The organism is Pseudophaeobacter sp., from assembly GCF_048267565.1.
Classification (GTDB): Bacteria; Pseudomonadota; Alphaproteobacteria; order Rhodobacterales; family Rhodobacteraceae; genus Pseudophaeobacter; species Pseudophaeobacter profundi.
Genome location: NZ_JBLWXG010000001.1, coordinates 439,051 through 461,795, shown reverse-complemented (window position 1 = coordinate 461,795; position 22,745 = coordinate 439,051). Strand labels below are relative to the sequence as shown.

Annotated in this window: 21 protein-coding genes; 10 read left to right on the top strand and 11 right to left on the bottom strand. The window is 57.1% G+C overall.

Translation table 11 applies throughout. The features are described 5' to 3' along the window. Nucleotides 1-426: 426 nt before the first annotated feature. The 3 genes from ACN0VH_RS02165 to ACN0VH_RS02155 form a co-directional block, all read right to left on the bottom strand. The gene (locus ACN0VH_RS02165; protein ID WP_417699348.1) at nucleotides 427-1,182 is read right to left on the bottom strand and encodes a LuxR family transcriptional regulator; all 756 of its coding nucleotides are present in this window, start codon (nucleotides 1,180-1,182) and stop codon (nucleotides 427-429) included. Then, the gene (aroQ, locus tag ACN0VH_RS02160; RefSeq protein WP_278921621.1) at nucleotides 1,182-1,634 is read right to left on the bottom strand and encodes a type II 3-dehydroquinate dehydratase; all 453 of its coding nucleotides are present in this window, start codon (nucleotides 1,632-1,634) and stop codon (nucleotides 1,182-1,184) included. The genes ACN0VH_RS02165 and aroQ overlap by 1 nt, the downstream gene beginning before the upstream one ends. A gap of 148 nt (nucleotides 1,635-1,782) precedes the next feature. After that, nucleotides 1,783-2,778 (bottom strand): NADPH:quinone oxidoreductase family protein, encoded by a 996-nt coding sequence (locus ACN0VH_RS02155; protein ID WP_278921620.1) that lies wholly within the window; start codon nucleotides 2,776-2,778, stop codon nucleotides 1,783-1,785. Between the two features lie 161 nt (nucleotides 2,779-2,939). Between ACN0VH_RS02155 and ACN0VH_RS02150 the strand changes: the two genes are divergently transcribed. The 9 genes from ACN0VH_RS02150 to ACN0VH_RS02110 all read left to right on the top strand — a co-directional run bounded on the left by ACN0VH_RS02150 (nucleotide 2,940) and on the right by ACN0VH_RS02110 (nucleotide 11,934). Further along, entirely contained in the window at nucleotides 2,940-4,115 is a 1,176-nt protein-coding gene (locus ACN0VH_RS02150; RefSeq protein ID WP_417699347.1) for an acyl-CoA dehydrogenase family protein, read from the top strand. A 5-nt stretch (nucleotides 4,116-4,120) separates the two neighbouring features. Continuing rightward, nucleotides 4,121-5,239: an acyl-CoA dehydrogenase family protein gene (locus ACN0VH_RS02145; protein WP_417699346.1), complete on the top strand. Its 1,119-nt coding sequence runs from the start codon at nucleotides 4,121-4,123 to the stop codon at nucleotides 5,237-5,239. An 11-nt stretch (nucleotides 5,240-5,250) separates the two neighbouring features. After that, on the top strand, nucleotides 5,251-6,069 hold the full coding sequence (locus ACN0VH_RS02140) for an SDR family NAD(P)-dependent oxidoreductase (RefSeq protein WP_417699345.1): 819 nt from the start codon (nucleotides 5,251-5,253) through the stop codon (nucleotides 6,067-6,069). Between the two features lie 42 nt (nucleotides 6,070-6,111). Continuing rightward, a complete protein-coding gene (locus ACN0VH_RS02135; protein WP_417699344.1) occupies nucleotides 6,112-7,107 on the top strand; it encodes an NAD(P)H-dependent flavin oxidoreductase in 996 nt (331 codons plus the stop codon). Nucleotides 7,108-7,109: 2 nt separating this feature from the next. Continuing rightward, nucleotides 7,110-7,760 carry a histidine phosphatase family protein gene (locus tag ACN0VH_RS02130; protein ID WP_278921615.1) on the top strand — a complete coding sequence of 217 codons (651 nt, stop codon included), beginning with the start codon at nucleotides 7,110-7,112 and terminating at the stop codon, nucleotides 7,758-7,760. Between the two features lie 12 nt (nucleotides 7,761-7,772). After that, nucleotides 7,773-8,807, top strand: a complete 1,035-nt coding sequence (locus ACN0VH_RS02125) for a phosphotransferase family protein (protein WP_417699342.1) — start codon at nucleotides 7,773-7,775, stop codon at nucleotides 8,805-8,807. Between the two features lie 192 nt (nucleotides 8,808-8,999). Beyond that, nucleotides 9,000-9,764: an enoyl-CoA hydratase/isomerase family protein gene (locus ACN0VH_RS02120; RefSeq protein ID WP_278921613.1), complete on the top strand. Its 765-nt coding sequence runs from the start codon at nucleotides 9,000-9,002 to the stop codon at nucleotides 9,762-9,764. Nucleotides 9,765-9,814: 50 nt separating this feature from the next. Further along, a complete protein-coding gene (locus tag ACN0VH_RS02115; protein ID WP_417699340.1) occupies nucleotides 9,815-11,026 on the top strand; it encodes a serine hydrolase domain-containing protein in 1,212 nt (403 codons plus the stop codon). Between the two features lie 44 nt (nucleotides 11,027-11,070). Further along, nucleotides 11,071-11,934 carry an acyl-CoA thioesterase gene (locus tag ACN0VH_RS02110; RefSeq protein ID WP_417699338.1) on the top strand — a complete coding sequence of 288 codons (864 nt, stop codon included), beginning with the start codon at nucleotides 11,071-11,073 and terminating at the stop codon, nucleotides 11,932-11,934. Between the two features lie 4 nt (nucleotides 11,935-11,938). On the opposite strand, the gene ACN0VH_RS02105 is transcribed toward ACN0VH_RS02110, so the two are convergent. The 3 genes from ACN0VH_RS02105 to ACN0VH_RS02095 all read right to left on the bottom strand — a co-directional run bounded on the left by ACN0VH_RS02105 (nucleotide 11,939) and on the right by ACN0VH_RS02095 (nucleotide 16,576). Further along, the gene (locus tag ACN0VH_RS02105; RefSeq protein ID WP_278921610.1) at nucleotides 11,939-12,706 is read right to left on the bottom strand and encodes an SDR family oxidoreductase; all 768 of its coding nucleotides are present in this window, start codon (nucleotides 12,704-12,706) and stop codon (nucleotides 11,939-11,941) included. 173 nt (nucleotides 12,707-12,879) lie between these two features. Further along, the gene (locus tag ACN0VH_RS02100) at nucleotides 12,880-14,619 is read right to left on the bottom strand and encodes a SulP family inorganic anion transporter (protein ID WP_278921609.1); all 1,740 of its coding nucleotides are present in this window, start codon (nucleotides 14,617-14,619) and stop codon (nucleotides 12,880-12,882) included. 736 nt (nucleotides 14,620-15,355) lie between these two features. Next, entirely contained in the window at nucleotides 15,356-16,576 is a 1,221-nt protein-coding gene (locus ACN0VH_RS02095) for an acyl-CoA dehydrogenase (RefSeq protein ID WP_417699337.1), read from the bottom strand. A gap of 104 nt (nucleotides 16,577-16,680) precedes the next feature. Here ACN0VH_RS02095 and ACN0VH_RS02090 point away from each other — a divergent pair, with 104 nt between their 5' ends. Further along, the gene (locus tag ACN0VH_RS02090; protein WP_417699335.1) at nucleotides 16,681-17,595 is read left to right on the top strand and encodes a LysR family transcriptional regulator; all 915 of its coding nucleotides are present in this window, start codon (nucleotides 16,681-16,683) and stop codon (nucleotides 17,593-17,595) included. A gap of 72 nt (nucleotides 17,596-17,667) precedes the next feature. On the opposite strand, the gene phoB is transcribed toward ACN0VH_RS02090, so the two are convergent. Genes phoB through pstC form a run of 5 tightly spaced genes read right to left on the bottom strand, consistent with a single transcriptional unit; the run spans nucleotide 17,668 to nucleotide 22,734 of the window. Further along, nucleotides 17,668-18,357: a phosphate regulon transcriptional regulator PhoB gene (phoB, locus tag ACN0VH_RS02085; protein WP_232402585.1), complete on the bottom strand. Its 690-nt coding sequence runs from the start codon at nucleotides 18,355-18,357 to the stop codon at nucleotides 17,668-17,670. Between the two features lie 3 nt (nucleotides 18,358-18,360). Beyond that, nucleotides 18,361-19,071, bottom strand: a complete 711-nt coding sequence (gene phoU, locus ACN0VH_RS02080) for a phosphate signaling complex protein PhoU (RefSeq protein ID WP_278921606.1) — start codon at nucleotides 19,069-19,071, stop codon at nucleotides 18,361-18,363. Between the two features lie 20 nt (nucleotides 19,072-19,091). After that, a complete protein-coding gene (gene pstB, locus ACN0VH_RS02075) occupies nucleotides 19,092-19,889 on the bottom strand; it encodes a phosphate ABC transporter ATP-binding protein PstB (RefSeq protein ID WP_278921605.1) in 798 nt (265 codons plus the stop codon). Between the two features lie 14 nt (nucleotides 19,890-19,903). Then, a complete protein-coding gene (pstA, locus tag ACN0VH_RS02070) occupies nucleotides 19,904-21,256 on the bottom strand; it encodes a phosphate ABC transporter permease PstA (RefSeq protein WP_278921604.1) in 1,353 nt (450 codons plus the stop codon). Then, on the bottom strand, nucleotides 21,256-22,734 hold the full coding sequence (pstC, locus tag ACN0VH_RS02065; protein WP_417699334.1) for a phosphate ABC transporter permease subunit PstC: 1,479 nt from the start codon (nucleotides 22,732-22,734) through the stop codon (nucleotides 21,256-21,258). The genes pstA and pstC overlap by 1 nt, the downstream gene beginning before the upstream one ends. Nucleotides 22,735-22,745: the final 11 nt, after the last annotated feature.

The following is a 22,745-nucleotide window of genomic DNA, read 5'->3' as shown; positions in this document are numbered from 1 at the left end:
GCTTTGCAGTAAGTTTCGCAATCCATTACCAGGGTAAGCTGGGGAAAAATCCGCAGCGCAGTACCGGTATTTCACGGCAAAAATAAACAGATAAAGATCGAAAAGGAGAACCGAGAGGCCCCATCGATGGGGATGAATGGGACCTCTCTTTAACACGGCACCGGCGCGGAAAAATACACGCCAGCAACCGAACAGGATTGAGAGCCTTGATATTGCAAGGTTCATTTCCCTTAGTTCCTAGGCCAAAGCCACCACTCACGGAACAGCTGCAGTTTGCCCCAAATCAGGTTGCGCGTGTAGTCGTGTTTTCCTTACCCGAATGCCGCGTCCTGCCCCTAGGGCAACTTCTCTCTGGGTATAGGCCTGCTTTGGTTCAACCAAAGCGATATATCTACCGGTTTCCGGCGTTGAGGTGGCGCCAGAATACTAGCTTTCGACCACATACATCTGGTTTTGCAGCGCCGCTTTTAGAACCGCCTGGGCTGTGGTTTCCACTGACAATGAGGCCCGCGCCAAACGCAGGTGTTTTTCAACCGTGCCAGGCGTCAGACCCATGAGCAGGGCAATATCCTGGGTTGTCTTGCCATCGCCAACCCACTCCAATGCCTCTCTCTGGCGGCGTGTCAGGCTGCGATTCGGTGGATCATAGGGCAGGGTCAGGATCTTCAAATGCGCCATATTGTTCATCAGAATGATGTCTTCTCCACAGTCCTGCCAAAGCGCATCGAGTTCTTTCTGGGTGGTACCAACCTGCCCCCCCAACGAAATTGCGCCTTTATACCGCTTTGAAGCCGAAAAAAAGCTGACGGTATAGCCAGCCGTCATCTGCATCCGCTCATTAAATGCGCGCACCTTCTCTTCTTCTGGCTGCAACGCACCCTGAAGATGCTTTTCCTGGATCATCTGCCAGCTGCCGGCCCCTTCATGCTCCAGTGCCCAACGCAACATTGGCGCATGGCGATACAGCCCCTCATTCAGGAAGCCTGAAACATAGTCCTGGTCATGGTTGGTCAGGATGACGAAGTCGTCAGGATCCCCTAGCGAAGTATCTGTCTTGAAACGGGTATAGCCATACATAAGGCGATCAAACCCGTATTCAGCCATCTTCAATACATGCGCATGCCACAGCTCTTCCAGGCTTTTCGAACCGGAAATGACGTGAAGATAATTCATTATTCCCATTAGGTTGCGTCACTTACCTGCGACAGGTTTTGCACCAGAGCGTCGATGGCCATCAGGTACCCCTGGCTGCCAAAACCGCAGATCTGGCCAAGAGCTGCCCGCGCGATATAGGACTGATGGCGAAATTCTTCACGGGCATGAATATTGGATAGATGCACCTCAACGGTTGGGATCTCCACCGAGTAGATCGCATCCATCAGCGCGATCGACGTATGGGTGAAGGCGCCGGCATTCAACACGATCCCGGAATGCAGGCCGCGCGCGCCATGGATGGCATCCAGCAATATGCCTTCATGGTTGGATTGCAGGCACTGGGCCTGAAACCCGGACTTTTTTGCATGGGCAAGGCAGCGGGCCTCGACCATTTCAAGTGTCTCGGCTCCGTAAACCTCTGGTTGACGGGTGCCAAGCAGGTTCAGGTTCGGGCCGTTCAAGATCAATATGCTCTGCATCGTATTTCCCCCAGTACAAGCCTAGGCTGAAATAGGCGAATTGCACAGGGAAAGCGACGCCCGAACCCGGTGATTTCCTTGGGCCAGTTGCGAATATCGCACGCAAATGACAGGTGCCGGACATCCCGGCACCTGCAGCCAAATCTGGTTAGGCGTTGGTCAGGATCACCTTGCCCTGAACCTGCCTTGCCTGCATCATGTCCAAGGCCTTTGCCGCCTCTGTCATCGGCAGCACGGCACAGATCTGCGGCTTTACAGCGCCGCTTGCATAAAGCGCCTGCAGTTCCTGCATGTTTTGCGCATGGCCCTTTGGATCCCGAAACACCGAAGCCCCCCAGAAAACACCGCGAATATCGCAGCCTTTCAACAGGGGCAGATTCAAGGGGATCTCGGGGATACCAGCCGGAAAGCCGACAACCAGATACCGCCCCAGCCAGGCCGTGGCGCGCAGGGCCGGTTCAGCATAGGCACCGCCGACCGCGTCATAGACGACATCCACACCATCTTTGCCCGATACTTCCTTGATAGATTTGGAAAATTCCTTCTGTTCATCCCGCCCCATATCGCGGCTGTAAACCAGGGCCTCATCGGCGCCGATCTGGCGACAAAAGGCGGCCTTTTCTGGCGTCGACACAGCCGCAATCACCTTTGCCCCCATAGATTTCCCCAGCTCAATCGCCGCCGCGCCGACGCCGCCCGCAGCCCCGAGGATGAGCAGGGTTTCACCCGGTTGCAGCGCCGCCCGATCCTTCAGGGCGTGATAAGAGGTGCCATAGGTAAAGACAAAACCGGCCGCATCCTCAAAGGGCATTGCCTCGGGGAATTTAACCGCCTGCGCGGCACTGATGCAGATTTGGGTGGCAAAGCCGCCATGACCGGTCAGGGCCAGCACCCGGTCACCAATCTCGAACCCGCTCACGCCTTCGCCCAGGGCGGTGACAACACCAGAGATCTCGCCGCCCGGCGCAAAGGGGCGTGGCGGCTTCATTTGATACAGATCGCGAATGATCAGCGTATCCGGAAAGTTGACGCCCGCAGCGCGAATCTCGACCTGCAACTCCCCCTTGGCGGGGGGCAGATCAGGCTGTTCGGTCCAGACCAGGGTTTCCGGCCCACCCGGGCTGGTGCTCAACATGGATTTCATTTGTCCCCCTTCAGCTGCGCTGCGGCAGCATGCTGTTTCTTAAAATTACGTAAAGTCTTCTGCCGCTCAGCCGCGTTGTCAATGCAATAGCGAAATGTAATTCTACATTGTGAAACCGTGACACGCCGGAGGAGGCACGCAAGCGGTGAGGAGGAGAGAACATGGCTACCGTAGAGGACCACACCCCGCCCACCGGCGAGGATTTTCGCCACGAGATCCGCAGCTGGTTGCAGCAGAACTGCCCGCCAGAGATGCGAGATGGCGCCGCCGGAGAAGACAGTATCTGCTGGGGTGGCAGCACCTGGCAATTCACATCTGAAGCGCAGAAAGACTGGCTAGAGCGCTGCGCCGCGCGGGGCCTGACCGTGCCGACCTGGCCGAAAGCCTATGGCGGGGCAGGGTTCAGCCGCGCGCAGGACAAGATCCTGAAGGAAGAAATGCAGGCCATCGGCGCCTGTGTGCCCTTGCAAAGCTTTGGTATCTGGATGCTGGGGCCGGCCCTGCTCAAATTTGGCAGCGAAGAGCAAAAACAACAGTATCTGCCGCCAATTGCCCGCGGTGAAATCCGTTGGTGCCAGGGCTATTCCGAACCGGGGGCCGGGTCAGATTTGGCCGGGGTTCAGTGCCATGCAGCCGATCAGGGGGACACCTGGCTGGTCAATGGTCAAAAGATCTGGACCTCTTACGCCGATCGCGCCGACTGGATCTTTGCTCTGCTCAGAACTGATCGAGAGGCCAAGAAACATCTGGGAATTTCCTTTGTTCTGATAGACATGCGCAGCGAAGGTGTCAGCACGCGGCCAATTCAGCTCATCTCTGGGGCCTCGCCTTTTTGCGAAACCTTCTTTGATAATGTCACCGTGCCCAAGCAACAGGTCGTCGGGACCATCAACCGGGGCTGGGATGTGGCAAAGTATCTGCTTACCCATGAGCGCGAGATGATCAGCAGTGGCGGCAATGCCATGGGCACGGGACGCGCCCTTGGCGCTGTTCTGAGCGAAAGCGACACCGGACAGAGTGATCCGGTACTGCGGGGCGATGCGATGCGGGCTGAGGTTGACAGCCTTGCGTTTGAGATGACGCTGGAACGGTACAAAGACCAGGCCGAGGGGGGACAAGGGGTTGGCGATGCCTCTGCCATGTTGAAATACATGGGAACCGAGCTGAACAAACAGCGGCTGGAACTGGTGATGGCAGCCGAGGGAAGCGCTGCGCTCACCTGGGGTGAGACGCCGGCCTCGGCTTGGCTACGCACCAAGGCAAATTCGATCGAGGGTGGCACCTCAGAGGTGATGCTGTCGATTATCAGCCGCCGCATTTTGAATCTTCCAGGATAATAACCATGGCAAAACTCGTTGAAACAGAGGAAGAAACCCTCTTGGCAGAGGCCGCTCGCTCTCTCTTGGATAGATCTGCACCGCTGACGCATCTACGGCAGATGCGCGACAGCGGCGCCCGATCAGATTCGGCGCTGTGGCAGGAAATGGCCGCAGCAGGCTGGGCTGGTGTCTTGATCCCGGAAGCCGCCGGCGGCGTTGATATGGGCCATGCTGCCGCCCATGTCCTGGCGCGTGAAATGGGGCGCACCCTGGCCGTCAGCCCATTTCTGAGCACCGCCGTCATGGCCGCAACCCTGTTGCGCCAATTCGACGACGCCACCACCAGGGCAAAGCTGGAAAAGATTGCAAGTGGCGGGCTGACCTATGCCTTTGCCTTGGATGAGACGGCAAAATTTGCCCCTGACAGCATTCGGCTTACGGCGAAGAAACGCGGAAATGGCTATACGTTGAACGGAAAAAAGCGTTTTGTCGTAGATGGGTGCGACGCGGACCGCATCTTGCTCCTCGCCGAGAGCGAAGAGGGGCCTTGTTTGTTCGACTTTGCCAATACTGCCACCCAAGGATTGCAGCGTGACGCATTGGAAATGATCGACAGCCGCGATGCCGCAGATCTGACATTTGACGAGGTCGAGGTCGCAGGCGATGCGCTTCTTGGGGCTGCGGGGGCTGGGTATGACCTTCTGAAACCGGCGCTGGAGGCCGGGCAGGCCGCGCTGGCCGCAGAAACTGTTGGCCTGTCGCAAGCCGCCTTTGATCTGACCTCTAGCTATCTGAAAGAACGCAAACAATTTGGCACCACCATTGGCAGTTTTCAGGCCCTTCAGCATCGCGCCGCACATCTGTGGTGCGAGATAGAGTTGACCCAATCGGCCGTGCTGAACGCCGGCCGCATTCTGGATGAGGACCCCAAAGCGGCGCGGCTTGCAGTATCGGTCGCCAAGGCGCGGGCAACAGATACGGCGCAAAAATCGGTGCGGGAAGGCGTGCAGATGCATGGCGGCATTGGCATGACGGATGCCTTTGATATGGGATTTTACATGAAACGCGCGCGGGTGGCAGCGGAATGGCTGGGTGACTATGGCTATCATGCTGGTATCGTGGCGCAGTTACGCGGCTTTTAGGAGAGACGTAGATGCAGGATTTATTTACACTGAACGGCAAGACCGCGCTGATCACAGGCGGGGCCACCGGTATCGGCCGCATGGCCGCCGAGGCCATGGTCCGGGCTGGCGCGCGGGTGTTGATTGCCTCGCGCAAGGGCGCGGCTTGCGCCGCCGTGGCAGAGGAGCTGAACGCGCTGGACGCATCTGGCAGCGCGGAAGGCTTTGGTGGCGATCTTGGCTCTGAGGCGGGGATTGAAGCCCTGGTGGCAGAGATCAAATCCCGCACAGAACAGCTTGATATCTTGATGAATAACTCCGGTGTCACCTGGGGCGCAGAGTTGCAGGATTTCCCCTATGATGGCTGGGAAAAGGTGATGGCAGTGAATGTGACAGCGGTGTTTGACCTGACGCGCCGATTGCTGCCAATGTTGATCACAAGCGGCTCCTCTGGCGACCCGGCACGCGTCATAAACGTGGGGTCTGTCATGGGCGAAATTCCAATGGGCGATGGCGCCTATAGCTACGCGACCTCCAAGGCGGCGGTGATCCATCTGTCGAAAATCCTTGCCAAAGAACTGGCGCACAAGAATGTCACGGTCAATGCCCTGGCACCGGGGCCATTTGTGTCGCGCATGACCGCCTTTGCCACCGGGGATGAGGAAAAGCGCGAAAAAGTCGGCCGGGATGTGCCGCTGGGCCGGGTTGGTCGCTATGAAGATATTGCCGGATCTGTCCTGTTCCTGAGCGGCAAGGGCGGCGCCTATGTGACCGGCTCTGTGGTGCCCATTTCAGGTGGTATCAATGTCATGTCCGGGCAAAATATCTTTGCTGGTGCGCTGGACGATTAGATACAGCTTCGGGCAATAAGTTACTGATAAAGGAAATAAACCGTGCCTTCAAACCAAACACATCTGCCCGCTGCGCTGCAGGGGCTGCGCCTTCCGCTCATTGGCTCGCCGTTGTTTATCATCTCTGTGCCAGAGCTGGTGATCGCGCAGTGCAAGGCGGGGATCGTTGGCTCCTTTCCGGCGCTCAACGCCCGGGAAAGCGAGGGCGATCCAATCCTGCTGGAGGCCTGGCTGAAACAGATCACCGAGGCACTGGATCGTCACAACCAGGAAAACCCCGATAGCCCGGCGGCGCCGTTTGCGGTCAATCAAATCGTGCATCGTTCCAACGCGCGGCTGGAACGTGACCTGGAGATCTGCAACCGTTGGAAGGTGCCAATCTGGATTACCTCGCTTGGGGCCCGCCCCGAAGTCAACGAGGCGGCGCATTCCTGTGGTGGCATAGTGCTGCATGACGTGATCAACAATACCTTTGCAAAAAAGGCGATTGAAAAAGGGGCCGATGGTCTGATCGCGGTTGCCGCCGGTGCCGGGGGCCATGCGGGCGAGCAATCTCCCTTTGCCTTGATCCGTGAAATTCGCAGCTGGTTCGACGGGCCGCTGGCGCTCTCTGGCGCGATTGCCAGCGGTGAGGCCCTTTTGGCGGCACGCGCGCTTGGGGCAGATTTTGGCTATGCCGGTTCCCCCTTTATTGCCACCCACGAGGCCAACGCTCAGGCCGGTTACAAACAGATGATCGTTGAGAGCGGCGCCGAGGATATTGTTTATTCGTCTTTGTTTACAGGGGTTTGGGGTAACTACCTGAAAAAATCGGTCACCCAGGCGGGGCTGGATCCAGACAATCTTCCTCAGGCGGATTCCTCTTCGATGAATTTTGGCAGCGGATCGTCAAAACCCAAAGCCTGGAAAGAAATCTGGGGATCAGGCCAGGGCATCGGTGACGTCAAATCCATCTGCTCTGCACAGGAGCTGATCGACCGCATCGCCGATGAATACCAGCGCGCAGGCCGCGCCTTGGCGCAGGAATTTGGTGCCTGAAGATGGCTGAGCTGCTGATTGTGCGTCATGGCCAGGCCTCGTTTGGGGCCGACAATTATGACCGGCTGAGCGATCTGGGACGAGAGCAAGCACGTGCTCTGGGGGAAACCCTGCGCGCCCTGAACTGGGTGCCGGATCGTATGATCAGCGGCAGCCTCGAACGACAGAAACAGACACTCACGGATCTGGGCTTTGACCAAGGATTTGAACAACATCCCGGCTGGAACGAATATGATTTTCACGATCTGCTGCACAGCCGGTTTGGCGGAGAGGCACCGCGAGATGTGATCACCGATCGCAAAACCCACTTTCGCGCCCTGCGTGAAACCCTTGCAGAATGGCAGGACGGTGGCATTTCTCAGGCGCAAGAGAGCTGGAGCCGGTTTTGCCAGCGCGTCGAACAAGCGCGCCAGCACGCGGTTGAGACCCAGGCCAAACGGGTACTGGTGGTCAGTTCCGGTGGGGTGATTGCCAGGTTGGTTGCAGCCAGCCTGCAACTGCCCAATGATCAGATGATTGCGCTGAACTTGCAGATCAAAAACAGTTCAACCAGCCGTTTCGTGTTCTCGAAAGAGAAGTTTTTTCTACATGAATTCAATTCTGTGCCGCACTTTCATAACACCGAACGTGCCGCACTTATGACCTATAGCTGACAGGAGCAGAGGATGAGCAAAAATACCCAGACCCTCGACCAAGAGGCGGTTGGCACCTATCTGCGCGACCATTTGCCGGGCTTTGACAGCGATTTTGAGGTTCAGAAATTTGAAACCGGGCAATCTAATCCAACCTTCCTGCTGAAGACTGTGGCGGGCAACTATGTGCTGCGGCGCAAACCACCGGGCGTGCTGCTGAAATCAGCCCATGCGGTGGACCGCGAATTCCGGGTGCAAAAGGCGCTTTCCAATACCGAGGTTCCCGTCGCAAAAATGCACTTGCTCTGCGAAGATGACACGGTGATCGGATCCTCTTTTTATGTGATGGATCATGTGGTTGGACGCAATATCACCAACCCGGCCATGCCGGATCTCGACCCTGCGACCCGCCGGGATGTGATACAAGAAATGAACCGGGTTCTGGCCTGTTTGCATCAGGTCGATATCAAGGCTGTCGGCCTGTCGGATTTTGGCCCTCCGGGCAATTACTTTGAACGCCAGCTGGGCCGCTGGACCAAGCAATACCGCGCCTCGGAAATCGAAGTGATTGCCGAAATGAACGAACTGATCGCAGCGCTGGAAAGCGCGATGCCTGCGGATGATGGTCAACGTGGGTTGGTGCATGGCGATTATCGGATCGACAATATGATCTTTGCCGCAGATGGGGCGGACTGCCGGGCAGTGCTGGATTGGGAGCTTTCGACAATTGGCCATCCCTATGCCGATCTGGCCGGTGTGATCATGCAGTGGCAAATGCCGCCAGGCGACGAGGGCAGGGGCCTTGCGGGGATTGATCGTGCCGCGCTTGGGCTGCCATCGGATCAAGCCTTTGTTGACAGCTATTGTCAACGGCGCGGGCTGGACGGCATTGACGGTTTTGGCTTCTATCTCTCGTTCAGCTTTTTCCGCATGGGCGCCATTTTGCAAGGCGTGCTGAAACGTGCCGTGGATGGCAATGCCTCCAACCCGGAACGCGCCATAAAGCTGGGCGGGTTCGTCTCTCGCTTTGCCCGTAGCGGATTGGACGCGCTTAACAAAAACGCCTGAGGCAAAGATTCGCTGCGCGTCTCTGCGGGGGCGAATTTCTTTACACTCTTTGGCTAAACCCTGCGTGCCACGATGTTTTATGCGTGGTTCTACGTAGCTCTTTGCCCTCGACCGATTGGGCCTGGGCTGTGCAATATGTCCCCAAAGGGCCTTTGCCAAGTGCGGGCCTTTATCCAACGAAGGAGGCCCGGAATGGCAGAAGAGGACACCCTTAGTATCTGTGAACACGGTGACGGGATTGTTGAACTGCAATTGGGGCGCGGCCCGGTCAATGCGCTGAGCGCCGAATTCCTGATGGAATTTGGCACATTGATCACCCAGCTTGGCGCTGATGATGCGGTGCGCGCAATCATTATATCCAGCCCATTCAAGGTGTTTTCTGCAGGCCTTGACCTGAAGGAGGCACAGGATTTCGACCTGCATCAACAACACGCCATTGTGCGTGGCCTGAACGAGGGCTTTCTGGCCCTTTACGCCTGTCCCAAACCGGTGGTTGCCTGCGTCGGTGGCGCTGCGATTGCGGGCGGGTTGTTCTTTGTGCTGGCCAGTGATCGCAGGGTCGCCATGACAAAATCCGCATTTGGCTTGGCAGAGGTTCGTGTGGGTGCCGATTTTCCGGTTGGCCCGCTTGAAATCGCCAAGGCAACGCTGGACGCCGACACGCTGCGCCGCCTGATGCTCACAGGGCAGCCAATTGGCCCAATTGCCGCGCGCAACTTTGGCTTTATCGACATTGTCGCAGAAGATCGCGAAGACCTGATGGGGTATTCTCTCGCCGAGGCGCGCAAACTCGCCGAACTCCCCTCGATTGCCTATGCCTCCATCAAGCAACAGCTAAGAGGTGACACAATCGCGCGGATCAGGGCAGCGATAGAGGCTGGTGGAAATACGCCCGAGGGCGGTTGGTTCAACAGCCAGACCAAAGCGGCGATGCAGCGCATGATTGATCGCGGGTAACAGCACGGCGCGGACAAACGCGCCCGGTTGAAAATAGAAAGGTGTAGGCAATGGATCAGAACCGGCTGGAAAACATTAGGCTTTGGCAGCAGCGCTATGTAGATGAAAGAAAATATGCCGGCAGCGCCCTGTTGATAAAACAGGCGGGCACCGAGCGCTACTTTCATGCGGCTGGTCGGCGCAATGTCGAGGAGAACCTCGACTTCACCCGCGATACGCTGGCGCGGATCTATTCGATGACCAAACCAGTGACCTCTGTTGCGCTGATGATCCTGGCGGAAAAGGGGCTGTTTCACCTGGATGCGCCAGTGTCGGACTTCATCCCGGAATTTGCCGAGATGCAGGCGCTTATCCCTGGTGCCACGTCGATTGACCAGACAGAGCCAGCCCGCACACCAACCCTGCATGAATTGCTCACCCATACCTCTGGTCTTAGCTATCCGTTCAATCCCGGCATTCTGTCGCAGGCGATGGATCACGAACAGCTGATGTTCAAGCCAAACCAGGGAAACCTGGGCAAGATGGTTGCGCATCTGGCCAGCTATCCCTTGGCGTTTCAACCCGGCACGCGATGGGAATATTCCGTTTCAATTGACGTGCTTGGACGGGTGATTGAGGTGGTTTCGGGCCGGAGCCTGGGCGATTTCTTTGCCACAGAGATTTTCGAGCCCCTTGGCATGGGTGAGACCGGTTTCAGGGTGCCACGCACGGCGGGCAACCGGTTTGCCTCTCTCTATACGCCGCTGTCTGGCGATGCCATGGCGCTGAATGCTGCTGAGCCCAGCGTCGAGCGGCTACGGCTCACCGATCTGCACGGGGGCTCTCCGTTTGAAACCGCAGACATGATGTCCGGCGGCGGCGGTTTGGTTGGCACAATTGACGATTATATGCGCTTTACCGAGATGCTACGCCAAAAGGGACGGGCGAGGGACGGCTTTATCCTGTCGCCTAAAACCATTGAATTCATGATGAAAAACCACCTTCCGGGTGATATTGCCTCGATGGGACCGCAAAGCTTTGCGGAGCAGCCGATGGACGGCATGGGCTTTGGTCTGGGTGGGGCTGTGGTGCTTGATCCAGCGCGGGCGCGCTGTCCCGGATCTGTTGGGGATTTCAGCTGGGGCGGCATGGCCTCGACCTTCTTTTGGGTCGATCCCGCGCAGGATCTGTCAGTTGTTTTCTTTACCCAGCTTGCGCCCTCCAGCTCTTATCCGGCGCGGGCAGAACTGAAAGCACTGGTTCACGGCGCACTGACCGCTTAACCTGTGGCAGTAACGCCAATATCCGCTTTAGAAAGAGACGCCAAATGACTGATGCCGGGACTGTTCTGCTCAACCTGCTTGATCTGGAAGAGCTGGATACAAATCTCTATCGCGGCATTGGGTCTGGCGGTGAAACGCCAATGCGGATCTATGGCGGACAGGTCATTGCCCAGGCCCTGGCAGCGGCCTATGCCAGCGTTCCAGAACGGCTGTGCCATTCACTGCACGGCTATTTCATCCGTCCGGGCGATCCAAGCAAGCCGGTGATCTATGAGGTGGATCCCTCCAGGGATGGCGGCAGCTTCACCACGCGTCGCGTGACGGCTATTCAGAATGGTCGTCAGATCCTGAACCTCGCGGCCTCTTTTCATTGCGTCGAAGAAGGCTGGGCACATCAGCATGAAATGCCCGATATCCCGCCACCAGAGGGGCTGTTGTCGCGGGATGAATTGCACCAGCAGCATGCCCATCGCATAGACGAAGAAAACCGCGCCGACTTTATCCGCCAGCGGCCGTTCGAAATTCGTGACATCGAACCCCGGGATCCGCTTGATCCTGGTATTACCAGTGATATCAACCATATGTGGATCAGAATGGAGGCCGCCAAAGGGGCAGGGCCGCAGTTGCAACATGTGCTGATGGCCTATGCGTCAGATTTTGGCTTGCTGGGATCGGCGCTGCGGCCGCATGGGCTGACCTGGCATAAACCCGAAGCCATGACGGCCAGTCTGGATCATGCCATGTGGTTTCACGCGCCGGTGCAGTTTGATGAATGGCATCTTTACACCATGGATTCGCCCTTTGCCGGTGGCGGCCGCGGCTTTAACCGCGGCTCTATCTACACTCGGGATGGCAAATTGGTGGCCAGCGTTGCCCAGGAAGGCCTGATGCGGCCCATCACCAGCTGACGCCTTATCGGCCGGAAAATCGGTCGCGCAGCTTCTGCATGCCGGTGATCCAGCGGCCATAATTCGCCGTTTTTGCCTGCATGTAGTCTTTGACCTGTGGATGCGGAAGCACCAGGAACTCGTTGTTTTCAATCGCGTCCACACAAAAATCCGCAACGGTTTCAGGTTCGAGCATCCCATCGACACTGGCAACGCTTTCTTCAAATCCCTTGGTCATCTGCGAGCGCACCGCCTGCGGGCACAGAACCGAAACACCCAAGCCCTGGTCGCCATAGGTGATGGCCAGCCATTCCGCAAAGCCAACCGCAGCGTGTTTTGTCACGCCGTAAGGTGCAGCGCCAATCTGGTTTAGCAAACCCGCCGCCGAGGCAGTGTTCAACATATGGCCACCACCGCGTTTGATCATCCGGGGCACCAGATGACGTGCGGCCCAGACATGAGACATCACATTGATATCCCATATCTTTTGCCATTCCTCATTGGCGACTTCAAAACCACCCATGGTCAGGATGCCCGCGTTGGAACAGAATAGATCAATCGGCGCAATGGTGTCTTCTACGGTTTCGATCAGGTCCTTGATGCTGGATTCATCTCTCACATCCACCACAAAGGCGGTGCCTCCGATCTGTGCGGCTACATCCTGGGCACCGTCGCGGTCAATATCAGCGCAGATGACATGCGCAGCGCCAAGCACGGCAAACCTCTGCGCCAGCGCCTTGCCAATGCCCTGAGCGGCACCGGTCACTACAATACAACTGCCCTTGATATCCATTTCAATCGCCTTGTCCCTGGTTTTATTCAAGAAAGGCTATCGCGCAAAACACATGCTGCCAATCCTGTGTGACGGAACGGAACATCTTTATTTACCATAATACTGATTATGAGAATTTAATTAGCACAAATACCGAACCCCTGCAGCGACCACCTGCATAGAAATCCCCAGTCTTACAGCATCTCGCGCAGTTTCTGATACGCGCAGTTTTGTGACAAGAACACCTCTCCGGTCAGGTCCTGCAAAAAGTGACTGCGCTGCAACCGATCCATCACCGGCCCCTTGACCTCTGACAGGTGCAAGCTCACCCCCATATCCGCTAGCTGATGGTTGATCGCCTCCAGCGACTCCAGCGCGCTGAGATCGATTTCATTCACCGCTGAACACATCAGGACCAGATGTTTGACCGCGCCACCACCGCGATGAACCCGATCCAGGATCAGGTCTTCCATCCGCCGCGCATTGGCAAAGTACAGGCTTTCATCAATCCGGAGCGTGACGATTTTAGGATCCGTGAAAACGCTGTGGCGCTCAATATTGCGGAAATGTTCACTGCCCGGCACCTGACCGACCTCGGCCACATGTGGTCGGGATGTTTTCCACAAAAACAGGCAAATCGACGTGATAACTCCAGCGCCGACGCCGATTTCCACCCCAGCCAGGAGCGTCAGCAAGATGGTGGCAAAGACAGCTGCGAAATCAGCACGCGAATAGCGCCAGGCGGTCTTCAGGATCGACAGATCCACCAGCGACAACACGGCCACGATAATTGTTGCGGAAAGCGTTGCCTTGGGCAGAAAATACATAAATGGTGTCAAGTAGATAGCGGCAAAAGTCAATCCAATTGCTGTCAAGGCACCCGCCGCCGGAGTGCGCGCCCCGGCATCAAAGTTCACCACCGAGCGGGCAAATCCTCCGGTCACCGCGTAGCCCCCCGACAGGCCCGAGGCAATATTCGCAGCCCCCAGCGCGTTGAGTTCCTGATTGGGGTCGATCCGCTGTCGACGCTTGGCCGCCAGGGTCTGCGCCACCGACACGCTTTCGACGTAGCCAATAATGGTGATCAAAATAGCGGGAGTAATCAGCGCCTTAACCAGTTCGGCGTCCATAGCTGGCACGCCGATGGGCGGCAAGCCGGTTGGTACCTTACCGACAACTGCAACGCCCTGATCCGCAAGGCCAAGCCCCCAGGACAGCAAGATCGTGCCCACCACAGCAAAGACCGGCCCAATACGAACGATGGTGCCCGAAAGCTGCTGCGACAGGCCAAGCCGGTTCTGCAGGAGCGCCGGAACACCGCGCCGCAACCAGAACAAAAACCCTAATACCGCCAATCCCAACACGGCGGTAACCGGATTGATCTGCCCAATCCCCTGCCCCAATGACAGCAGGATTTCCGGCAGGTTGTGACCGCTGGCCGTGATACCAAGAATATGCTTTGCCTGACTGATCGCAATCAGAATACCAGAGGCGCTGATAAAGCCTGCGATCACCGGATGCGACAGCAGGTTGGCGATAAAGCCAAGCTTCAGCCCGCCCATCAGCAATAGCAATGCGCCCGACATCAAGGCCAGCACCGCCGAGGCCGCCACATAGTCCGCCACCTGAGTCAGACCAAGCGGTGCCAGCGCCGAGGCCGACATCAGGGACACCACCGCAACCGGCCCCACCGCCAGCACCCGCGATGTGCCCCAGAGCGCATAGGCCACCAGCGGCAATATCGAAGCATATAACCCAACCTGGGCGGGCAGCCCTGCAAGCAACGCATAGGCCAGCGATTGCGGGATCAGCATGATGGTCACGATCACCGCCGCAGTCAGATCGCCGCCAAGGTCCTGTCGACTGTAGGTCCGCCCCCAGCTCAGCACCGGAAAGATCTTTTCCATCAGGAGTTTTGGCGGTTGGGTTTTCATTGTCGCGATCTCTCTTGGTTTCCGTGAAACAGATCTTGGTAGCGCTTCCGCGTTTACACATTCACTTATCTATATGTATTATTCCTGCTGTAAACCCCTTGCTTACACCTTGTGAAAAATAGGGCTTTTCTTTCGGCTTTGGCCGGGTTAAGATATTGTAAATAAGCGAAAATGCTTGGGGTCACGCCCATATAAGGCCGCTACCTTTGCGAAATTTCGCGCGCATTTTCGCAATATCATCCGTGCAAAAATGCAGCCCGCTGTCATGGGGGCTCGGATCGATCTTGCCACCATTGCAATGGTGCAAGATGAGCCACGTTGCGTGGTGAAAAATTGTCCCTTGCGTATTCTCACAGCGACAGCCGAAAAACCCGATCCGCGCGGGTCGCACTGCAATGGACCGCCTCTGCCGGTTAACCTTTGCCACGCGGGCCTCGGCAAGGACAGGTGCTGCGGGCCCTTGTATTCATGGCAAAACGCGACAGCCTTGGCGCAGCCTTCACTTCGCGACGTTCATGGTTTTGGATCCAATCCTCGGTGGGAGTGCCTCATCAGCAGCCTGCTTTGCTTTGTAAGGCTACAGGTATCAGCGCGAACAATCACCAGATTGCAATTTCGCAAAACGGAACTGCAAAAACGCACGCCTCAATGTAAAAATGGCGAGGAAAAGCCTCTGCTCCCTCGCCAAGATCTTATACTCGATAGGCCCGCGAAGTCCGTCGCAGGCCAATATTGCCTAGAAAAATGCCTGCAGACCGGTCTGTGCCCGCCCCAGGATCAAGGCATGCACGTCGTGGGTGCCCTCATAGGTGTTAACGGTTTCAAGGTTCACCATGTGGCGAATGACGTTGAATTCCAGGCTGATACCGTTGCCGCCATGCATATCACGGGCATTGCGGGCAATCTCCAGCGCCTTGCCGCAGTTGTTGCGCTTGACGATTGAAATCATCTCTGGGGCTGCGTTTGCCTCATCCATCAGGCGACCAACCCGCAAGGAGGCCTGCAACCCAAGGGTGATTTCCGTCTGCATATTGGCAAGTTTCAGCTGGAAAAGCTGCGTGTTGGCCAGCGGGCGGTCAAACTGCTTTCGATCCAGACCATATTGCCGTGCCGCGTGCCAGCAGGCCTCGGCTGCGCCCATGGCGCCCCAGCTGATACCATAACGGGCCCGGTTCAAACAGCCAAACGGCCCCTTCAACCCCTGCACATATGGCAGCAGGGCCTCATCGCCGACTTCAACGCCATCCATGACGATTTCACCGGTGATCGAGGCGCGCAGGCTGGCCTTGTTCTGAATTTTTGGAGCCGAAAGACCCTTCATGCCTTTTTCCAGCACAAAGCCACGGATCTTGCCGCCATGTTCTTCGGATTTGGCCCAGACAACAAACACATCCGCGATCGGCGCGTTGGAGATCCACATCTTGGAGCCGGTCAGCTTATAGCCGGTCGCGGTTTTTTCGGCCCGCGTTTTCATGCCGGCCGGATCAGAGCCGGCATCAGGTTCTGTCAGACCAAAACAGCCAATCCATTCGCCCGAGGCCAGCTTTGGCAGGTATTTCTGCCGCTGCTCTTCGCTGCCGTAGGCATAGATCGGGTACATAACAAGCGAACTTTGGACGGACATCATTGAACGATATCCGCTGTCTACCCGCTCTACCTCGCGTGCGACCAACCCATAGGACACATAGCCGCCGCCCAAGCCGCCGTATTCTTCGGGGATGGTAGTGCCAAGCAGGCCCATGTCACCCATTTCACGAAAGATTGCCGGATCGGTCTCTTCGTTTTCATAGGCAGCGGTCACGCGTGGCTGCAGCTTTTCCTGTGCATAGGCCCGCGCAGAGGCCATGATCATGCGCTCATCTTCGCTCAGCTGATCATCCATCCGCAGCGGATCTTCCCAGGTGAAACGCCCCAGATCGGGGGCATCCTTGGCGCGCAGCTGTGGTTTATCGGTCATGACGTGGCCCTTTGTAAAATCTGTGAGTATTGCGCAAACATTAACAGGCAGCAGCTCTGAAAAACAGCGAGACTTTGGCAACCAAACATGACAAAAGCGCATACATGCAATTGCCCAGACGATTCCTGCCCTCTATCGCCGCCCTGCGGGCACTGGAAGCCCTAGACCGGCTTGGCAGCGCCTCGGCTGTCGCTGAAGAACTCTGCCTGACTCAAGGGGCAGTAAGTCGGCAATTACAATCACTTGAAACCCAGTTGGGTGTCACTTTGGTGCAGCGGGATCGCAAGAAGCTGCAGTTGACCGCCGAGGCGGCAACCTATGCTCAAGAGGTGCGTCAAGCGCTGCATCAGATCACTCAATCAACCCTGCGGGTGCAGATGGCACCGATGGCCGGCAGCTTGAACCTGGCGATTTTGCCGGCCTTCGGTATGCGGTGGTTGATGCCACGCCTGCCAGAATTTGCCCGTCGACATCCCGATGTCACCATCAATATGACCACCCGGCTAGAGAGCTTTAGCTTTACTACCGAACCATTTGATGCAGCCATACATTTTGGAGATGCGAAATGGCCCGGGACGGGTTCTCTGCTGCTAAAGCATGAACATCTGATCCCGGTCTGCAGCCCCGAACTGGTCGAGATAGGCCGGTACCTTCCGGCGAAACAGATCATCGAAATGCCGCTGCTGCATATTCAGACCCGGCCCAATGCCTGGCGCGATTGGTGCGAAATGCAGGGAGTATCGACCCTGCCAGAAGATCTGGGCGGGACGATCTATGATCAATTCTCAACGATCACTCAGGCGGCGCTGCATGGGCTTGGCGTGGCCCTGATGCCCGATTACCTGGTCGAACAGGAAATCGCGACCGGGCGTTTGACTGCGCTACAGCCGCAGCCAAGCGAGGCAAATGGTGCCTATTACCTGGTTTGGCCACAAAGCAAGTCGCGCGACCCCGCCTTGCAGAGCTTTCGCACCTGGCTAGAGGGGCAGGCCCAGCCCGAAGACCCCCTGCCCCGATAGTTAAAACTAACAAAAACGGGCCCTTAGAAAGAGCCCGTTCCATATGCCTACCGCTGGGTTATGCCCCGCGACCTAGCCCAGAGCATAGCCGGCACCGCGTACCGTGCGCACCGGATCACTGCCGCCATGCTGGGTCAGCGCCTTGCGCAGGCGGCCGATATGTACGTCCACCGTACGGGTATCCACGTAGATATCGCGGCCCCAGACACGATCCAGCAGCTGTTCGCGGCTCCAAACCCGGCCAGGCTTTTCCATAAAGGTAGAAAGCAGGCGAAACTCGGTTGGCCCCAGCTTTAGCGCGTTTTCAGACCGGCTGACCTTGTGCGTTTCGGCATCCAGCACGATGTCGTCGAATTCCAGGCGCATACCGACGGTTGATGGGCGGACCCGGCGCAGCTGTGTACGCACTCGCGCCATCAACTCGATGACAGAATAGGGTTTTACCACATAATCATCGGCGCCAGTCTCCAACCCGCGCACCTTGTCGACCTCTTCTGATCGGGCCGACAGCATGATGATTGGAATGTTGCGGGTCTCGGGGCGGGTTTTCAGCCGCCTGCAGACCTCGATCCCGCTGAGATTTGGCATCATCCAATCCAGCACGATGATGTCGGGCATGTCTTCTTCGACAAGCAGCAGTCCTTCTTCCCCGTTTTCAGCGCGGCTCACGCGGAAGCCATCGGCCTCCAGATTGTAGGCAAGCACCTCGCGCTGTGCCAGTTCATCTTCGATGATCAGAACAGTAGGCTGATCGGCAGTCATTTCTTAAATCTCCTGCGGCGCGGTAGAGGTGGTATCCGCCTTGGGCCGGTCTTCCTCGGGGCGGTGGCCAGTCACCAGATAGATCAGCTCTTCCGCGATAGAAGTTACATGATCACCCATGCGTTCGATATTTTTGGCAATGAAATGCAGGTGCATACAAGAGGTGATATTGCGCGGATCTTCCATCATATGGGTCAGGAATTCCCGGAATAGCGCATTATACATCTGGTCGACCTCGCGGTCACGGGTGATCACGTCAGCCGCCAGCTCGATATCGCGCTGGATATAGGCATCAAGCGCGTCTTTCAGCATCAGCTCTACCTCGCGCGCCATGCGACGCAGCGCTGCGGCATTGTCCGAAATATCTTGCCCTTGGATCAAAACGCCGGTTCGTTTGGAGATGTTTTTTGCATAATCGCCAATACGTTCCAGGTTGCCAGCGATTTTCATCACCGACAGAACCACCCGCAGATCCACTGCCGCCGGGGCGCGGATGGCAATCAAACGGGCGGCATTTTCATTGATCAGCTCTTCCAGCCCATCAATCGCCTTGTCGCTGTTGCGTACCTGCTGCGCCAACTCCTCGTCGCGGGTTTCCAGTGCGCGGGCGCAGTCCACGATCGCGACCTCAACAAGGCCGCCCATCTTCATGATCTGGGCCTGAATGGCTTCGAGATCCCGATCAAAGGCGGAGGCAATATGTTGTTCTACCATGATAATTTCCTTTGTGGGCGCTAGCCGATACGGCCAGTGATATAGCTTTCGGTACGCGGATCTTCCGGGTTGGTAAAGATCTGGCCAGTGGGGCCAAATTCTACCAGGTTCCCGAGATGGAAAAACGCGGTCTTCTGGCTGACCCGTGCGGCCTGCTGCATCGAATGGGTTACGATAACAACAGAGTAATTGGTACGCAGCTCATCGATCAGCTCTTCTACCTGAGCCGTCGCAATGGGGTCGAGGGCAGAACAAGGCTCATCCATCAGCAGCACTTCGGGTTCTGTGGCGATGGCACGAGCGATGCACAGCCGCTGTTGCTGGCCACCAGAAAGCCCGGTACCGGGGGCATCCAGCCGGTCTTTCACCTCTTCCCAGATGGCGGCACGGCGTAGAGATTTTTCAACGATATCATCCATTTCGGCCTTGTTTCGCGACAGCCCATGGATCCGCGGCCCATAAGAGACATTGTCATAGATGGATTTCGGGAAAGGATTGGGTTTTTGAAACACCATCCCGACTTTGGCGCGCAGCTGCACCGGATCGACACGTTTGTCATAGATGTCTTCGCCATCCAGCAGAATGTCGCCACGCACGCGGCAAACATCAATCGTATCGTTCATCCGATTGATACAGCGCAGGAAAGTCGACTTGCCGCAGCCCGACGGCCCGATAAAGGCTGTGACGGTATTGGCGTCGATTTCGACATTCACATCTTTGATCGCATGGCTGTCGCCATAATAGACATTGACGTCCCGCGCGGTGATCTTGGTGGTCTTTGTGTCCAAGGATTTATCCAACATATTCATGGTGTTCATAGCCTCACCTCCGGTTACCAGCGGCGTTCAAAGCGGCGACGCAACACAACGGCCACCGTGTTCATGGTTACAAGAAAGAGCAATAGGATGATGATGCCACCCCAGGCGCGTTCATAAAAGGCGGGGTCCGCCCGTTTAGCCCATTCATAGATCTGGGCCGGCATGGCGGAATTTGGCGATAGCAGCCCTTCACCCAGGGTTTCCGGCGCGTTGGAGGCGATAAAGCCAACCATGCCGATCAGCAGCAGCGGTGCGGTTTCCCCAAGCGCCTGGGCCAGGCCAATGATGGTGCCAGTAAGGATGCCCGGTGCCGCCAGGGGCAACACATGGTGAAACACTGACTGCATTTTTGATGCACCAACCCCCAGCGCGGCATCGCGGATCGACGGGGGCACCGCCTTCAGGGCCGCGCGGGTCGAAATGATGATGGTTGGCAGCGTCATCAGCGTCAGCACCAGCCCCCCCACCAGCGGCGCCGACATCGGCAGGTGCATGTAGTTGATAAAGACGGCCAGACCAAGGATCCCGTAGACGATCGAGGGCACCGCCGCGAGATTGGCGATATTGACCTCAATAATGTCGGTAATCCAGTTCTTTGGCGCAAACTCTTCAAGATAGATCGAGGCGGCGACGCCGATGGGCAGCGCCAGGGCCAGTACCACCAGCATCATAAAGAACGATCCCAGCATGGAGACCCCCATACCAGCAGCTTCGGGGCGTTGGTCAGAGGCATCGGAACCGAGAATGAAGTCCAGATTGAAGGATTTTTCAATCACTCCGGCCGCCACCAGCGCATCCACTACATCAAGCTGCGCTGCTGAAATATTCTTATCGTTTTCAATGCTGTCGCGGCTGACACGCCCCTTCAGGTAGCCATCAACCCGGCTTTGCGCCAGAAAGCGGAATTCCACTGTTTCGCCAATCTGTTGCGGGTTGGCCAGCACATAGGCACGTAGCTGCGCCACCGCGCCTTTCGACAAGAGACCGGCCAGCTGTTTAGATTTGAGCGAGGTGTCAACACCGTGTTGTTCGATGGCCGCGCTCATCGCGCCATTCACCAATGGCGCATAGCCAAAGGTGCTGATCCGCTCGATATCTTCGATATTGCGCTCGCCGGTCTTGTCCAGCTTGCTTTCCAGCAGTTCGACATCCAGGGTCACAAAGGTCTGTTGAAAGGCGCCGGTGCCGCGGCCGAAGATTGTGACCACCAGAACCAGGAGCATCAGCAGTCCCACCGCGATTGCGGCAATACCGTAGGCCTTAAAGCGCCGCTCGTTCGCGTTTCGCTTTTTGGTGCGGTCCGATAGGGTTAGCAGCGATGTTTGAACCGAGGTTGGCGGTGTTGAAGAGGGGCTGAAATCGGTCATTAGTCATACTGCTCCCGATATTTGCGCACAATATAGAGCGCCAGGACATTGAGGCCCAGGGTAAGGACAAAGAGAGAAAGCCCGAGGGCAAAGGCCACCAGTGTTTCCGGGCTGGCGAAATCGGTATCGCCAGTCAACTGGCTGACCACGCGGGTGGTGATTGTCGTCATGGATTCAAATGGATTGGCCGAAAACTTGGCAATCGCACCGGCCCCCATTACCACGATCATCGTTTCGCCGATGGCGCGCGACGCCGCCAGCAGGATGGCGCCCACAATGCCCGGCAGGGCAGCCGGCAGAACCACCTGGCGTATGGTTTCCGATTTGGTTGCCCCCAGCCCCAAGGACCCATCGCGCAGCGCTTGCGGCACCGCGTTGATGATATCGTCCGACAGCGAAGAGACAAATGGGATCAACATGATGCCCATCACGACACCAGCGGTCAGCACCGAGGTGGCGCCGCTCATCCAGGTAAGCCCCAACAGGCCCTCTTCGCCCTGACCAAAGAGTTTAAGCAGAAGGGGCCCAACCGTCAGCAGGGCAAACAGGCCATATACAATGGTCGGGATCCCTGCGAGAATTTCCAACAGAGGCTTGGCAAAGGAACGCACCGTAGACCCGGCATATTCCGACAGGTAGATCGCCGCGAACAACCCAACAGGCACCGCCACCAACAGTGCAATCGCCGAGATATACAGCGTTCCCCAAAGCAATGGCAGCATCGACAATTCGCTGTCACCGCGAAAATTCGGTGCCCAGGTCGTGCCAAAGAAAAAGTCGCGCCAGGCGTGCAGGCCAAAGAAATTGATGGTTTCAAATAGCATCGAAAAGACGATGCCCACCGTTGTCAGGATCGCAAGAGAGGCTGCCAGTACCAGCAGGGCCAGAATACCGCGTTCAACCACGTTTCGCGCGCGAAACGTCTTGTTGGTATTGCGAAGCGACAGGACCAGTCCGCCAAGTGCCAGAAACAGGCATACCAGCGTCATGGCGCGCCCGCCGGTTGCGGACAACTGACGGTACTGCTGCGCAGCAGCCAGCACTTCGGGGCGCACATCCGAGCCAAGCGCAACACCAACCTCGCCTAGGGTTGCACGAATATCAGTAGTTTCGGAATTCAGGTCAAGGGCCTGTTTTGCATCAAGAAATCCCTGCGCCACGACCTCATCCAGGCCATCAGAAAGGCGGCGCACATCCCCCATAATAAGGCCGATGCTGGTATTTTCAGGGATCACCTCAGACGGCAGGCTGGCGGAAACGCGGCTCTCAATCACCATGGGCTGGACCAGCAGCCAGATCGCAAGGGTCATGAGGGCCGGAATGGCAATGCTCATGGCGACATTGGCGCCATAGTAGACGGGCAATGAGTGCAATTCGCGCGGGTTACCATTGGCAGAGGCCAGGGCGCGACTGCGCCCAACCCAATAGCCGCAGGCGGTAAGCGCAAGCAGAATAACGATAAGCCAGAATATTGGCATCAAAAACTCCG

Excerpts from the sequence above, each read along its gene's own strand:
- ACN0VH_RS02165 (WP_417699348.1), bottom strand. The coding sequence starts at position 1,182 with ATGGGAATAATGAATTATCTTCACGTCATTTCCGGTTCGAAAAGCCTG.
- aroQ (WP_278921621.1), bottom strand. The coding sequence starts at position 1,634 with ATGCAGAGCATATTGATCTTGAACGGCCCGAACCTGAACCTGCTTGGC.
- ACN0VH_RS02155 (WP_278921620.1), bottom strand. The coding sequence starts at position 2,778 with ATGAAATCCATGTTGAGCACCAGCCCGGGTGGGCCGGAAACCCTGGTC.
- ACN0VH_RS02150 (WP_417699347.1), top strand. The coding sequence starts at position 2,940 with ATGGCTACCGTAGAGGACCACACCCCGCCCACCGGCGAGGATTTTCGC.
- ACN0VH_RS02145 (WP_417699346.1), top strand. The coding sequence starts at position 4,121 with ATGGCAAAACTCGTTGAAACAGAGGAAGAAACCCTCTTGGCAGAGGCC.
- ACN0VH_RS02140 (WP_417699345.1), top strand. The coding sequence starts at position 5,251 with ATGCAGGATTTATTTACACTGAACGGCAAGACCGCGCTGATCACAGGC.
- ACN0VH_RS02130 (WP_278921615.1), top strand. The coding sequence starts at position 7,110 with ATGGCTGAGCTGCTGATTGTGCGTCATGGCCAGGCCTCGTTTGGGGCC.
- ACN0VH_RS02125 (WP_417699342.1), top strand. The coding sequence starts at position 7,773 with ATGAGCAAAAATACCCAGACCCTCGACCAAGAGGCGGTTGGCACCTAT.
- ACN0VH_RS02120 (WP_278921613.1), top strand. The coding sequence starts at position 9,000 with ATGGCAGAAGAGGACACCCTTAGTATCTGTGAACACGGTGACGGGATT.
- ACN0VH_RS02115 (WP_417699340.1), top strand. The coding sequence starts at position 9,815 with ATGGATCAGAACCGGCTGGAAAACATTAGGCTTTGGCAGCAGCGCTAT.
- ACN0VH_RS02110 (WP_417699338.1), top strand. The coding sequence starts at position 11,071 with ATGACTGATGCCGGGACTGTTCTGCTCAACCTGCTTGATCTGGAAGAG.
- ACN0VH_RS02105 (WP_278921610.1), bottom strand. The coding sequence starts at position 12,706 with ATGGATATCAAGGGCAGTTGTATTGTAGTGACCGGTGCCGCTCAGGGC.
- ACN0VH_RS02100 (WP_278921609.1), bottom strand. The coding sequence starts at position 14,619 with ATGAAAACCCAACCGCCAAAACTCCTGATGGAAAAGATCTTTCCGGTG.
- ACN0VH_RS02095 (WP_417699337.1), bottom strand. The coding sequence starts at position 16,576 with ATGACCGATAAACCACAGCTGCGCGCCAAGGATGCCCCCGATCTGGGG.
- ACN0VH_RS02090 (WP_417699335.1), top strand. The coding sequence starts at position 16,681 with ATGCAATTGCCCAGACGATTCCTGCCCTCTATCGCCGCCCTGCGGGCA.
- phoB (WP_232402585.1), bottom strand. The coding sequence starts at position 18,357 with ATGACTGCCGATCAGCCTACTGTTCTGATCATCGAAGATGAACTGGCA.
- phoU (WP_278921606.1), bottom strand. The coding sequence starts at position 19,071 with ATGGTAGAACAACATATTGCCTCCGCCTTTGATCGGGATCTCGAAGCC.
- pstB (WP_278921605.1), bottom strand. The coding sequence starts at position 19,889 with ATGAACACCATGAATATGTTGGATAAATCCTTGGACACAAAGACCACC.
- pstA (WP_278921604.1), bottom strand. The coding sequence starts at position 21,256 with ATGACCGATTTCAGCCCCTCTTCAACACCGCCAACCTCGGTTCAAACA.
- pstC (WP_417699334.1), bottom strand. The coding sequence starts at position 22,734 with ATGCCAATATTCTGGCTTATCGTTATTCTGCTTGCGCTTACCGCCTGC.